Source organism: Acidobacteriota bacterium, from assembly GCA_018268895.1.
Classification (GTDB): Bacteria; Acidobacteriota; Terriglobia; order Terriglobales; family Acidobacteriaceae; genus Edaphobacter.
Genome location: JAFDVP010000007.1, coordinates 390600 through 403698 on the forward strand (window position 1 = coordinate 390600; position 13099 = coordinate 403698).

The 13099-nt window shown below is 59.7% G+C and carries 11 protein-coding genes; 9 read left to right on the top strand and 2 right to left on the bottom strand.

All coding sequences use genetic code 11. The features are described 5' to 3' along the window. The first annotated feature begins 114 nt into the window (after positions 1 to 114). From JSS95_09180 to JSS95_09220, 9 genes are all read left to right on the top strand, one after another. Positions 115 to 1098, top strand: coding sequence for a hypothetical protein (locus tag JSS95_09180; protein MBS1799982.1), 984 nt, complete (start codon positions 115 to 117; stop codon positions 1096 to 1098). A gap of 268 nt (positions 1099 to 1366) precedes the next feature. Further along, positions 1367 to 1789 (top strand): hypothetical protein, encoded by a 423-nt coding sequence (locus JSS95_09185; GenBank protein ID MBS1799983.1) that lies wholly within the window; start codon positions 1367 to 1369, stop codon positions 1787 to 1789. Continuing rightward, positions 1786 to 2007, top strand: a complete 222-nt coding sequence (locus JSS95_09190) for a helix-turn-helix transcriptional regulator (protein MBS1799984.1) — start codon at positions 1786 to 1788, stop codon at positions 2005 to 2007. The genes JSS95_09185 and JSS95_09190 overlap by 4 nt, the downstream gene beginning before the upstream one ends. A gap of 161 nt (positions 2008 to 2168) precedes the next feature. Then, a complete protein-coding gene (locus JSS95_09195) occupies positions 2169 to 3353 on the top strand; it encodes an NAD(P)/FAD-dependent oxidoreductase (GenBank protein ID MBS1799985.1) in 1185 nt (394 codons plus the stop codon). Between the two features lie 107 nt (positions 3354 to 3460). Next, positions 3461 to 4504 (top strand): hypothetical protein, encoded by a 1044-nt coding sequence (locus JSS95_09200; GenBank protein ID MBS1799986.1) that lies wholly within the window; start codon positions 3461 to 3463, stop codon positions 4502 to 4504. Between the two features lie 531 nt (positions 4505 to 5035). After that, a complete protein-coding gene (locus JSS95_09205; protein MBS1799987.1) occupies positions 5036 to 6310 on the top strand; it encodes a hypothetical protein in 1275 nt (424 codons plus the stop codon). A gap of 428 nt (positions 6311 to 6738) precedes the next feature. Further along, positions 6739 to 7461 (top strand): carbohydrate-binding family 9-like protein, encoded by a 723-nt coding sequence (locus JSS95_09210; protein ID MBS1799988.1) that lies wholly within the window; start codon positions 6739 to 6741, stop codon positions 7459 to 7461. A 254-nt stretch (positions 7462 to 7715) separates the two neighbouring features. Further along, positions 7716 to 9566: a VWA domain-containing protein gene (locus JSS95_09215; GenBank protein MBS1799989.1), complete on the top strand. Its 1851-nt coding sequence runs from the start codon at positions 7716 to 7718 to the stop codon at positions 9564 to 9566. A 231-nt stretch (positions 9567 to 9797) separates the two neighbouring features. Next, on the top strand, positions 9798 to 10253 hold the full coding sequence (locus JSS95_09220; protein ID MBS1799990.1) for a hypothetical protein: 456 nt from the start codon (positions 9798 to 9800) through the stop codon (positions 10251 to 10253). Positions 10254 to 10605: 352 nt separating this feature from the next. Here the strand turns inward: JSS95_09220 and JSS95_09225 are convergent, their stop codons facing one another. Both JSS95_09225 and JSS95_09230 read right to left on the bottom strand, forming a co-directional pair. Beyond that, positions 10606 to 11592, bottom strand: a complete 987-nt coding sequence (locus JSS95_09225) for a ParB/RepB/Spo0J family partition protein (GenBank protein ID MBS1799991.1) — start codon at positions 11590 to 11592, stop codon at positions 10606 to 10608. 310 nt (positions 11593 to 11902) lie between these two features. After that, positions 11903 to 12967, bottom strand: coding sequence for a ParA family protein (locus JSS95_09230; GenBank protein ID MBS1799992.1), 1065 nt, complete (start codon positions 12965 to 12967; stop codon positions 11903 to 11905). Positions 12968 to 13099 lie beyond the last annotated feature (132 nt).

A 13099-nucleotide genomic window follows, 5' to 3' on the forward strand; every position in this document is an offset into this window, starting at 1 on the left:
CAAAAAGATACAAATAAAGTTACAAATAGCAAACATGATTTTAGCTTGTGAAGTAGGCAGAGCGTGTCCTGTAAATACGCAATTACCCAATTCCTCTAAGATAATAGTGACGCGATGCTGCACTCACCCACCATCGAAGTCCTCGAGTCCCGCCTTCGCACCCTCCTCCCCGAGCAATATCAGGACACCTACGACGACGTGAAACCCACCTCTATGGGCTCAGCCGGGCTCAAGTACGACCGCGAAGGCCGCGTCGCATGGGACGAGATGTGGCAGTCCTTCTGCGATCTCGCCATGGCGGGCGGCCCTCCGCACAAAGGCACGCTCCTCGAACCCGCCGCCACCGAAGAGATCGAGGCGCACCCCAACCGCTATCGCTGGGTCACCGAAGAGCTCTCCCGCGGCATCGAGATGGTCACCGGCCTCGCCGCCTTCCCCGCCGACGACCCTGGCTGGGTGCAGGTCGACTGCACCAGCCTCGCCATGACCGGCTGGCTCACACGCGCCATCACCATGGAGAACATCTCCGCCCGCTCCGAAGGCATGGCGCTCTTCCTCCCCGCCGGACCCTTCTACCGCGTCGAGAAGGAGACCAAAAACGTCATCACCTCCATCGCCAAGACCTGCCACTACTGGCTCGGCCACACCTTCGCCCAGCAGCACCGCGCCATCGGCGACCTCTTCGTGCAGATGCAGCAGGAGTCCCCACTCCTCACCCCCGCACCCCGGCCCGCCACAAATCCGGCTGCCCCATATCTGGCGGCCTCATCGCCAGATGTGGGAGATTCGCGTGAAACGCGAACCTTCACCCACGCCACCCTCAAAGAGAAGACCGCCGCCGCCATCCACCAGCAGACCGGCCTCGCACCCTCAAACCATCACTACTCCGACTGGCTAGGCCTCGCGTGTCCCAACGTCCACTCTGCCGTCTGGATGATGCGCATGATCGTCGCCGCCAACGCCCTCTCCCGCCGCGAAGCCACCACCGTCTTCATTCCCCTCAACCCCGCCACCGACCCCGCAGGCGAAACCGCCACGCGCCTCATCACACAGACCCACCGCTTCGCCAAAGAGCGCAACATCCTGCCCATCAAATAGATACTCACACCTTGTCATCCTGAGAGAGCCGAAGAGCCTGCTCTGAGCTTGTCGAAGGGGACCTGCATTTTTGCAGGATGCGAATAGGAACCACTTGTCATTCCGTAGCGAAGCGAGGAATCTGCTTTCCTCCATCCTTGAATGCTCCAGGGGCCTTTATGTCAATAGGGTATGATTTTTTGTAAATAACACTTGACATAACCTCCAGGCCTAAGCCATCCTTTTTATGTCAATAACACTTGACATAAAGACAACGGAGAACGACAACATGAATCAACCAAAAGCACAGACGAATGGCTATCAGTCGCGGATTTGTTCGAGCAGCATACGGCTCCTATGCTGGACGGGCGCATGGCTGGCGGCCACGGCGCTGATGAAATTCGGGCCTATATCTCTCTGGAACCAGGCTTCGGTATTAACCCTGCTGGCGGTCGGTCTGAACGTCGCCGTTGGTATCGGCATGGTTCTGGCCAACAAAGCGTACATTGCGCAACTGGATGAGCTCCAGCAGAAGGTCTATCTCAACGCACTGGGGATCACGGTGGGAGTCGCCCTGATCGCCGGCGTCCCGCTTTCGGTGATGGGCCTCTACCACGTGATCTCCTTTCATCCGGAGATCTGGCACCTGCTGCTGCTCATGGGGCTGACGTTTATCTTCTCCTTCTCCTACGGCAACTGGCGGTACCGATGAAGAACCGGCTCAAAGTGCTGCGCGCCGAGCGCAACTGGACGCAGGCCGAGTTGGCCAACGCCCTCGATGTCTCCCGGCAGACGATCAACGCCATCGAGACCGGCAAGTTCGACCCCAGCCTTCCGCTCGCCTTCCGCGCCGCCCGTCTCTTCGGTCTGCGTATCGAAGAGATCTTTCACGACGAAGTGCCCAGACGCCTTGCATCGGAGATCGAATAGGCAACTCCCACTATTGTGGAGTTCTTCAGAGACGCCGCTCATGTAGGCTTATCCACAGCAATTCAGGCATTCTCAGCACCGCGAACAGACCCTAAGCTCCCGCGCAGGCCCCACAAGCTCCGCTCCACGTGTGTCCTGCCGATGCGCACAGGAAGAGGCATATGATATCGGTCGCCATCGTCGGTTCGGGCCCTTACGCTCTGTCGCTTGCCGCACACCTCAATCCCCTGGATGTGGACTACCGTATCTTTGGCCCCGTCATGGAGGCCTGGGACAAGCACATGCCTCCCGGAATGTTCCTGAAATCCGACGGCTTTGCCTCCGACCTCTATGCTCCCGGCGACGGTTACCGCCTCGAACAATACTGCCGCGAAAACGACATTCCCTACGCGCCCGTAGGCCCGCCCGTCAGGCGCACCACCTTCGTCGACTACGGCAAGGAGTTCCAGCGCCGCTTCGCGCCCGGCCTCGAAGAGACCATGATCGTGCGCGTCAGCCAGATTCCCGGCGGCTACGAGCTCGAGACCGCCGAGGGCGACACCGTGCAGGCGAAGCAGGTCGTGCTCGCCGTCGGCATCAGCCACTTTCCCTATCTGCCCAAAGTCATGGATGGCCTGCCGCGCGAGGCCGTCAGCCACACCTTCCACCACGGCCCTTTCGACGCCTTCCGCGGCAAACATGTGCTGGTGATCGGCGCGGGAGCCTCGGCGGTGAACGCAGCCGTCGCCCTGAACGAGGCAGGCGCTAACACCGAGCTGATGGCGCGCGCCGCGAAGATCAGCTTCCACGACCGCTCCCCCGACTACCGTCCGCTGATGGACCGCATCAAGAACCCGCGCTCGGTGATCGGCCTGGGCTGGCGCTCGAAGGTTGCTGTAGACCTGCCGCTGCTCTTTCACGTGATGCCGCGCAAGCTGCGCCACAAGGTAGTGGCCAAGCACCTCGGTCCCGCGCCAGGATGGTTTTCTCGCGACGGCTTCGTCGGCCACGTGAAGCCGTACATGAGCAGCCATCTCGAACAAGTCACTGAGGCCGGCTCGAAGGTGCGCGTGCGTTATCGCGATGCCGACGGCGCGTCGCAGGAGCTGCTCGTCGACCACGTGATGGGCGGCACCGGCTTCAAACCCTATCTCAAGTCGCTGAAGTTCATCGACCCATCGCTTGCAGCCAAAATTCACACGGCAGAAGAGACGCCGGTTCTCGACTCAAACTTCAGCACCTCGGTCGACGGCCTCTACATGACCGGCCTCGCCTCAGCCAACAACTTCGGCCCCATGTGCCGCTTCGCCTGCGGAGCCAAGTTCACAGCGCGGCGATTGTCGCGTCGACTTGCTAAAGGTGCCTGAAGTAGCTCCGTTCTATGGCTTGCGGCCGAGCCAATCAAAAGAGAAGATCAGTTATGTCTAGTTCGCAAATCGCTCGAATAGGAGCAGTGCTTGCAGGAGCCCTTGTAATGACGGCAATGCACGCACAAACACCCTCGCCTTCAGCAAATGCAGCACTGCTGCAGCAATCTCTGAACAAGAGCATACTGATCGAAGGTCATCAGCCATTTCATTTCGTGCTTGAAATCGCCCCTGATACGAAGCCCCGCGCTCATTCCAGACCAGCACCATCTTCCATGCACGGAAAGATTGAGTTGTTCTGGGCTAGTCGCGGCCACTACAGATTGGTTCTGAGCTCACCTGAGTTTAGTCAAACGCGTGTTGTCGATGGCGACCAAATAGAAGAACATGACGAAGGAGATTTCTACCCGCGTTGGCTCGATGACTTCGTTCGGATGTTGCTCGACCCTGTCCCAGGATCGCAGGTACCCAAATTGATTCAGCAGCGACTAACAGGTGGTGGAACGTTTGCACTTCCTGGAAGACCACCGATTACGATGCCGCGTTGTCTGGAAACCTCCGATCGCCCGGCTGGCATCACGGAAGAGACGTCAATAGCGCGCGCCTGTTTTGACGCGTCACATCCTTGGTATCAAGGAACGCTGGACTTCACGCGCTACGTCTCGTTTGCAGATTATGCGCCATTCGGCGAGCAGATGATCCCGCGCACATGGTCCAACGATATTCCAGAGAACATCTTTGTCGAAGGCAAGGTAACTTTGCTCAAAAAGCTGTCCGCAGACGATTTGAAAACAATTCATATTTCCACCGCGACACCGCCGAAGGAGCAGATACGGACGGTATTTTTATCGAGGAAGGAGATCGGAGACCGCATTGCCAGTGTGCCGGACTATGAATGGCCACCTAAGGACGGTGCAGTTGAGGGCTACATGATCGTTTATGTTCGGACCGATCGTATGGGGCAGATCAGGGAGTCCTATTGGGATAGTTCGGACAACTACGGTCTGCAAGATGCAGGCGTAGCACTTGCTCTCAAGAGCAGCCTCAAACCTATGCTCGTGGATGGTGTCGCGGTTCAGATGGAAGGACCGCTTGTTCTGCATTTCAATACGTCTCGCCTTAGCTCACCGTCTGCCGGGCTAACTCAGTAGATGCCGGGCGCCCCTTACATGACGCAGCCTCATCGCTGCATGTGTGGGTTTATTCTTGGTACTCTCTCGAACTTTGTCATTCCGTAGCGCAGAGGAATCTGCTTTTTTCAACCCACAACTTTGTCATCCTGAGCGAAGGGTTCGCACATTTGCGAACCCGCAGTCGAAGGACCTGCATTTTTTATGCCCTGGTAGATTGTGGCCGGAAAAGAACAAATGCAGGTCCTTCGACTCGCCTTCAGCTCGCTCAGGATCACAAGACAACGGCGGCCATCCGCGCGAGCCAGCCGCAGCCTGTGAAGGCTAAGAGACCTTTTCCCGTGCATCTACAGCATTTGCCCTAGCCACAACAGCCTCAAGACAATCTATGATTGCGAACGTCGAGCGCGCGCCCGGATCGAGGAATCGGAAGATTCCCGATCTGCAATTTCGCAACAGGATCGAAGAGCCATGATGAAAAGCAAACCGACCGAACTCGCAGCCTCAGCCACCGAACCCATAGAGTCGAACTCCCTCCTCACCCGCCGCGAGATGCTCGGCCTCACCGGCATGGCAGGCATGGCTGCATTCACCGGCATCGCGCCCGATGCTGTCGCGCAGACCGCGCAGAGGCGGCCGCGCATCGCCGCTCTTGTCAGCTATTGGGGTCTGCCCACCTCGCACGCCGACTGGGTCGTCAACAAGCTCATCGACGGCTACTGGTGGCACGGCGCGCACACTCCATCGCAGGTCGACGTCGTCGCCGTCTACGTCCATCAGTACGACACCAGCCTGCTCGCGCAGAAGGTCTGCAAAGCGAAAAACATTCCCATGTTCAAAACCGTCGGCGAAGCCGTCACGCTCGGCGGCAAGGAGCTCGCCGTCGATGGCGTCGTCATCGTCTGCGAACACGGCAACTATCCCACCGACCTCAAGGGCCACTGGCTGCTGCCGCGCTGGTGGATCTACCAGCAGGTCATGCGCGTCTTCGAGCAGAGCAAACGCTCCGTGCCCGTCTTCAACGACAAGCACCTCTCCTACAACTGGGACGACGCCAAGTGGATGTTCGACAAATCGCGCGAGCTAAACTTCCCCCTGAGCGGCGGCTCCTCCATCCCACTCTTCTTCCGCAAGCCCGAGATCGATCTCGCCCCCGACACGCCGATCAAACACTCCATCGTCGTCGGCGCCGCACCGGATGAGGGAGGCATCTTCCATTGCATCGACACGCTCCAGTCCTTCCACGATCGCCGCAAGGGAGGCGAGACCGGCGTCCGCTCGGTGCAGTCCATCCGCGGTCCCGAGACCTGGAAGTGGGTCGCGGAGAACCCCTGGGCCAACAACCTGCTCGAAGCCGTGCGCAAAGACCGTGACTTCAAGCCCGGCTACTATCAGGAGACCAAACGGTCAGCCGTCTGCATCGTCGAGTACAACGACGGCACCAAGGGCGCCGTCATCTCCGGCGAGGGCGGCGGCTGGACCTACGCCGGCGAGATCGAAGGCCAGAAGGACCCGACCGTCATCTCCATGGTCGACTTCCCCATGCCCATCGGCCAGTATCATGCCACCAACGCCTTCGCGCACTGGATCATCGAGACGATGCTCACCAAAAAGGAGCCGTTCAACGCGGAGCGGCTGCTGCTCTCCACCGGCATCACCAACCACTACATGGACTCCAACTGGCAGAACGGCCAATACTCCGCCGTCGGGCGCGTCGTCGAGACGCCCTACATGAACATGAAGTACCACTCCACCCACGGCGCGATGTACGAAACCGCCCCCCGCCCGCCGAACGCTCCCTACATCCGCGGCTTCGCAACGGTGTAGGCTGTGCCCCGGTTACAGATGTTCGGGTGCCCCATCCTTAGACGCAAAGCGGCTAAGGATGGGATGAACAAACCAGGGTTCGACTGCTTACCTTCCCATCCTTTCAGGGCCAAAGGCCCGCCAACATACCAGCCTAGGCCAAAGGCCTAGGTTTACAGGCCGAAGATCAACCGGAGCGCTGAAGGCGCGACACATACCTTTTCGGAGATGAACGATACCTCAAGGGAAAATTCTATAGACCCCGCGCGAGATAGACGGCGCTACAACCCTTCGAGGATCAGACAAACTCACAAACCGCCAGCGCGAACTCCTCTGATCTACTGTCTACATCATTTGCCTTACCGCCCCTCTCCTCGAGAAGTTCTATGATTTGAATGCCGTGCGCGCTCTCGAACCGGCATTCCAGAACGACGAGGAACATCGGACCCATGCGAAACTTCTATCTAGCTCTAGCTCTCGCCGCCCTCACCTTCACCGCGCACGCCCAGACCATGCCCAAACCCGATCCCGCCTCCACCATCACCGCCACCGAAGCGAAGAAGGACGTCGACCTCAACCTCAACCCCGGCGATTCCTTCTGGAAGAAGGCGCAGCCGGTCTTCATCGCCGCCGACACCATGGGCAAACCCGCGCCCTACAAGACCGAGGTGCGCGCCCGCTGGACCAAGGACAATCTCTACCTGCTCTATACCGCACCCTACGACGAGCTGAACCTCAAGCCCAACCCCGACACCGTCAACGAGACCAACCGCCTCTGGAACTGGGACGTCGCCGAGACCTTCATCGGTTGGGACTACCAGAACATCCGCCAGTACAAGGAGCTCGAGGTCTCGCCCCAGGGCGAGTGGGTCGACCTCAACATCGACCTCGACAAGAAGGGCAACCGCGACGCCATCAAGTGGAACTCCGGCTACAAGGTCGCCGCCCGCATCGATAAGGACAAGAAGATCTGGTACGCCGCCATGAAGATCCCCTTCTCCGCCATCGATACGCGCCCCCCGGCCCCGGGCCAGACGCTGCGCATCGGCCTCTTCCGCTGCGCCGGAACCACGGCCAACCGCCTCATCCTCTCCTGGCAGCCCACCATGTCGATGACCTTCCACTCCCCCGAACACTTCGGAACCCTGCTCCTCGCCTCCGGCAAGAAGTAATCAACAAACCCAAAGATCGGGTGCCCCATCCTTCGCGACAGCGAAGGGTGGGATGAACAGAACTCACCCACCACCAAACCGGGTGCCCCATCTTCGACCGCGAAGCGGGCTAAGGTGGGACATTCGCGCAAAGCGCGAACCGCACACGTTACTCACAACAGCCTCTTCAACCGCGCCTCAAAAGCACTCGCAATCGTCAAGGAAATCTGCCGCTCCTGCTGTATCCTTTGTTCGGAAACTGGTCCGGAGAGCACATGCTTTATCGTCTTGCTGCAATCGCTCTGTTCCCTGCGTTTCTCTTCGCGCAAAGCTCCCAGCCAGACCCCAGCTCATCGGCCACTCTCAAAACAGGCACGCAACTGGTGATCGTCGATGTCGCCGTCACCGATTCGCATCACCAGCCTGTTCATCACCTGAAGGCCTCCGACTTCGTTGTGCTCGAAGACAACGTCTCGCAGAACATTAAAGCCTTCGAAGAGCACGCCTATGTTCAGGAACCCGCAGTCTTCGTTCCGCAACCATCTTTGCCGCCGGGAGTGTTTACCAACTTTTCTCCCGTCCCTCCGAAAGGCGCTCTCAACGTCCTTCTTCTCGACACACTCAATACCCCGCTCAAGGATCAGGTCTTTGCCCGCAGCCAGATCAAGGAATATCTGAAGAAGGCCCCGAGCGGAACCCACATCGCTATCTTTGGTCTCGCAACGCGCCTCTACCTTCTTCAGGGGTTTACCTCCAACCCCGAGACTCTGAAGGCAGCCATCGACCGAAAGAGCACCTCAAAGTCGTCACCGTTGTTAGACGATCCCGTCGGAGGAGGCAACGGCGACGTCTCCATGTCGCAACAATTCGATGACGCCTTTGGAAACCTGGGTTCTGCCGGAATCGCTGAATCCATCGCTAACCTGCAGCAGTTCGAAGCCGAGCAGCAAGGCTACCAGCTTCAGCTCCGCGCAAAGTACACGCTCGACTCTCTCAACCAGCTTGCCCGCTACCTCAGCGGCTTGCAGGGACGCAAGAATCTCATCTGGTTTTCCGGCTCGTTTCCCATCGACATCCTTCCCGATGGAGACCTCAAAAATCCCTTCGCCGTCGTCGCCAGTTCAGAAGATGAGTTTCGCGCGACCATCAATCTTCTTGCGCGCAGCCAGGTCGCAGTCTATCCCGTCGACGCCCGCGGCCTGGTGACCTCGCCGACCATCAGCGCCTCGACCCCCTCGACCAGTCGCTATGCCCGCAATCCTGCGGCATTCGCCAGCGATGAGGCGAAGTTTTACGATCAGATCGCAGGTGAGCACGCCACCATGCTCCGCATGGCCGAGCAGACGGGCGGACACGCTTACATCAACACCAACGGCCTCTCGCAGGCCGTATCCGATGTCACGGAGAATGGGTCGAACTACTACACCATCGCCTACTCTCCGGCGAACGCCAGGTGGGATGGCCACTATCGCAGGATTCAGGTGCGGATGCCCCAGAATGGTTTCACCCTCGCCTATCGTCGCGGATACTTTGCCGACGATCCGCAGAACGCCCGCAGTAGCTCCAGTGCCGGAGTTGCAGCGACACAACCGGTCAACTCATACGATTCCATGCGCACCGCAATGATGCACGGCGCTCCCAGTCCCACGGAGATCATCTTCCAGACTCGGGTTGTCCCTGCAAGCGCATCCACGGAAGAGGACCTCGCTCCCGGAACCGTCGCAGGTCCCGATTCTTCCAGGGTCAAACCACCCTACCGCCGCTACAACGTCATCTTCGCGGCTGACCCCCGCAACATCCGCTTTACGCAATCGGCCGACGGAAATTATGCCAGTCAGGTTCAGTTCGTCACCTACGTCTACGATCGCGATGGACAACTCATCACCCGCACAGGAAACGAGGTCCACACCAACCTTTCGCGGGCCGAATATGTAGCGCTCTTTCGTGGCGGCCTCCACTTTGTTCAGCAGGTCAGCGTTCCCGACAAGGGCGATTATTACTTCCGCATCGGTCTTCACGACATGGATGGAGACCACGCAGGCGCAGTGGAGTTCCCTGTCGCTGCGGTCCGAAACCTCCCCCCGCAGTCCATCGGCAATAGCCAGCCCGGGAATACGAAAAAATAAAGCTCCCGAACACTCCTTCAACCCACATTTACTTTGTCATTCCGTAGCGCAGCCGGGTGCCCCATCTTCGACCGCGAAGTGGGCTAAGGTGGGTTTGCAGGATGCCCGGGTGCCCCATCCTTCGCGGTAGCGAAGGGTGGGATGAACAATCGCCGGGTACCCAATCATGCCGCCTCATCGCATGATTGGGTCATTCGCGCAAAGCGCGAACCGCTCTGCTAGGCTTTTCGCATGGCCCGATCCAAAAACAGCGACGCGCAGCAGCCGCCCTCGATCGGAGACAAGGTCACTATCGGCAACTCCGACTCCGTCTATACCATCATCACGATCAGCCCCAACGGCAGCACCGTCGGACTCCAGCTCGAAGACACCAACCTCGAACGCTTCCGCGTGCCGGTAAGTGATCTGAAATTTGTCGACCGCCGCGCCGCCCAGCCCGCGCGACCACCTGCACCGGTAAGAAAACGTCTGCCCGTCGAAGAGATTCGCGAGCGCCTCGCCACAACCCAGACCAGCGCACTCGACCACCTCGCCGGCGAGATCGCTATCCTCAAGAAATACCTAAAAACCAAAGACGCCCCCGAACAGGCCCTGGGCCAACTCGACGACCTCGTCGAGTCCGAAGAAAAACGCTGGCAACTCACCATAGCCGCAATCGAAAGCCTCCTCGTCGAAGACGAGGAGTAAGCCTCACGCCGCATTTGTGAAGCCCAGTGAAGACTCTCCACGATCCCTTGTGATCCTGAACGAATCTCCGGGTGCCCCATCCTTAGACGCAAAGCAGCTAGGGGTGGGATGAACAAACTCACGAGCACGGTATTCAAACTGTTTACATTCCCACCCTTCACTGCGTGAAGGATGGGGCACCCACACGACCGTGCCCTATTCACAGTGTTAAGAGAAGTGGGTAATCGAACGGGTGCCCCATACATGCGGCTTCATCGCATGTGTAGGATCATTCGCGCGCAAAGCGCGAACCGCATCTAGGTACGCCAAGTCTTTAGGCTTGGCCCTCTCACGTAACTAAACGAGTTACAAATTACTCCGCCTTCGACCCCAGCATCTCCAGCAGCGCATCAAAGTCCTCAAGCCCCGAGTACTCGATAATCACCCGGCCCTTGCCCTTCTTGTCTTCGATCTTCACCTTCAGCCCCAGCGACCGCCGCAGCCTGTCCTCGGCCTCGCGAACGTTCGGGTCTTCCGTCTGCGTCTCCACTTTGGCCGAACGCTCACGGCCCTCCGGGTTGATCAGCCCGTTCACGTAGCTCTCCGTCTGCCGCACTGAAAGCGACAGCGCCTGCACCTTCTGCGCCGCGCTCACGATCGCCTCCGCGTGGTCGAGCGCCAGCAGCGCCCGCGCGTGCCCGAAGGTCAGCTCGCCCGCCTCCACCTTGGCCTGCACGCTCTCCGGCAACTTCATCAGCCGCATAAAGTTGCTCACCGAGGCGCGCTCCTTGCCCGTCCGCGCCGCCACCTGCTCCTGCGTCATCTTGAACTCGTTCGCCAGCCGGTGGAACGCCCGCGCCTGCTCCATCGGGTTCAGGTCCGCGCGCTGCAGGTTCTCGACGATCGTCATCTCCAGCACCTGCTCGTCGTTCACCACGCGCACGATCGAGGGAATCGTCGCCACACCCGCCCGCTTCGAGGCCAGCCAGCGGCGCTCACCCATTATCAACTGGTAACGAGGCTCGTTCTGTCCCGGTTCCAGGTGAGCGACAGGCTTAAGTGTCCTGACGACAATAGGTTGCACCACGCCGGACGCTTTGATCGAGGCCGCCAGCTCATCCAGCAGAGCCTCGTCGAAGTGCGACCGAGTCTGCCAGGGGTTGCGCTCGATCTGATCCAGCGGAATCTCCATCGGCCGCCCCGCCACCTCAACCGGAGCCGGACTCGCCGCCGCCGCCGCAATCGTCACACTCGTCCCTGTCGCTGGTGGTGTAGCCGGAGCCGCCGGCCGCGAAGGAAGCAGTGACTCCAACCCCTTGCCCAATGCTCGCCGCTTATTGTCTGTCGTCGCCGTCGCCATACTTACTCCCATCCCTCTGATTGCTTGTCATCCTGAGCGAAGCGTAGCGAAGTCGAAGGACCTGCATTTCGCCCGCATCGCCATGTCTGTCCGGGTGCCCCACCCTTCGCATCGCGAAAGGGTGGGATGAACCACTTCACCAACCACAAATGTTCCACGTGGAACATCCGCTATGGCCTGTCGGCCGGATCCGCTGCGCGCGGGACGGTCACTTCGTGACTTGTGCCGAGCTTCGCCTGGGCCTCCCGCTGGCCGGCTGATAAATTCTCCAGGGCGACCAGCGGGAGCGGTGACCGAAGGGGTATACACGTCACGAAGTGACCTTCCCCCAGAACCGCTTCTTCTTCTCCGGAGCCTGAAAGCTCTTCAGCGAACTCGCCGCCGCCGCTGCCGCAGCCAGCCTGCGCTTGACCTCCGGAGACTCCATCCCGTTTCGCTCCAGAAGCTCCATCGCCAAATCGCGGTAGGCCTCGGCCCCGCGCGACTTGCCGTCGTACAGCGCCACCGGCTTGCCGTGGCTCGGGGCCTCGGCAAGCCGCACGTTCCTGGGAATCGTCGTCTTCAGCAGCTTGTCGGCGAAGAAGTTCCTGAGGTTCTCCGTCACCTGCATCGCCAGGTTGGTGCGGTCGTCATACATCGTCATCAGGACGCCTTCGAGTGACAGCTTCGGATTGAAGGCAGCCGTCACCTTGTCCAGCGTCGACATCAGCTCCGAGATTCCCTCGAGAGCGAAGTATTCGGCCTGCATCGGGACCAGAAGCCCGTCCGATGCGACTAAAGCATTTAGAGTCAACAGATCCAGCGCCGGGGGGCAGTCCAAAAGGATAAAGCGGTAGTCGTTCAGCACCGGCTCGATGGCCTTCTTCAGCCGGAACTCGCGCTCCTCGGCACTGATGAGCTCGATCGTCGCGCCGATCAGGTTCTTGCTGGAAGGGACGAGCTTCAGCTTCTCGATCTCGGTGGGCTGGAGCGCCTCGGCGATCGTGGCGTCGCCCACCAGCAGATCGTAGGTGCTCAGCCGGGGATCCTCGTCCTCGGCCTGGCGCGTCACGCCGAGCCCTCCGGAGGAGTTGGCCTGCGGGTCGCAGTCGATCAGCAGCGTGGGAACTCCCTCAAGCGCCAGGGCCGCAGCCAGGTTGATCGCCGTGGTCGTTTTTCCGACACCGCCCTTCTGATTGACGATGGCAATCACCTTCGCCGGGGAAGGCTTCTCGGGAGCGGCCTGGGCCTGGGCCGGTTTGGTCTCAGGGACGCTGACCGGGCCGGAACTGGCGATTGGGTCCTTCGGCAGTGCTCCATTTCCGGAAGATTCGACCGGGAGATCACCCAATTCGGTGCCGGGACGGGGTTTATTTTTAGGGTGAATAGTGATCATTGCGATTAAAGCAGGTTAGCGATGAGGGAGAGCACTGGCAATGCCCAAAGGCTGTGCAGAACTCTGAAAACTTGTGGAGAATCGCCGGAGGCCGCAAACCACGCAGGAATGGAGGTTGCCGCAAAGGGGACA

Excerpts from the sequence above, each read along its gene's own strand:
- JSS95_09180 (MBS1799982.1), top strand. The coding sequence starts at position 115 with ATGCTGCACTCACCCACCATCGAAGTCCTCGAGTCCCGCCTTCGCACC.
- JSS95_09185 (MBS1799983.1), top strand. The coding sequence starts at position 1,367 with ATGAATCAACCAAAAGCACAGACGAATGGCTATCAGTCGCGGATTTGT.
- JSS95_09190 (MBS1799984.1), top strand. The coding sequence starts at position 1,786 with ATGAAGAACCGGCTCAAAGTGCTGCGCGCCGAGCGCAACTGGACGCAG.
- JSS95_09195 (MBS1799985.1), top strand. The coding sequence starts at position 2,169 with ATGATATCGGTCGCCATCGTCGGTTCGGGCCCTTACGCTCTGTCGCTT.
- JSS95_09200 (MBS1799986.1), top strand. The coding sequence starts at position 3,461 with ATGACGGCAATGCACGCACAAACACCCTCGCCTTCAGCAAATGCAGCA.
- JSS95_09205 (MBS1799987.1), top strand. The coding sequence starts at position 5,036 with ATGCTCGGCCTCACCGGCATGGCAGGCATGGCTGCATTCACCGGCATC.
- JSS95_09210 (MBS1799988.1), top strand. The coding sequence starts at position 6,739 with ATGCGAAACTTCTATCTAGCTCTAGCTCTCGCCGCCCTCACCTTCACC.
- JSS95_09215 (MBS1799989.1), top strand. The coding sequence starts at position 7,716 with ATGCTTTATCGTCTTGCTGCAATCGCTCTGTTCCCTGCGTTTCTCTTC.
- JSS95_09220 (MBS1799990.1), top strand. The coding sequence starts at position 9,798 with ATGGCCCGATCCAAAAACAGCGACGCGCAGCAGCCGCCCTCGATCGGA.
- JSS95_09225 (MBS1799991.1), bottom strand. The coding sequence starts at position 11,592 with ATGGCGACGGCGACGACAGACAATAAGCGGCGAGCATTGGGCAAGGGG.
- JSS95_09230 (MBS1799992.1), bottom strand. The coding sequence starts at position 12,967 with ATGATCACTATTCACCCTAAAAATAAACCCCGTCCCGGCACCGAATTG.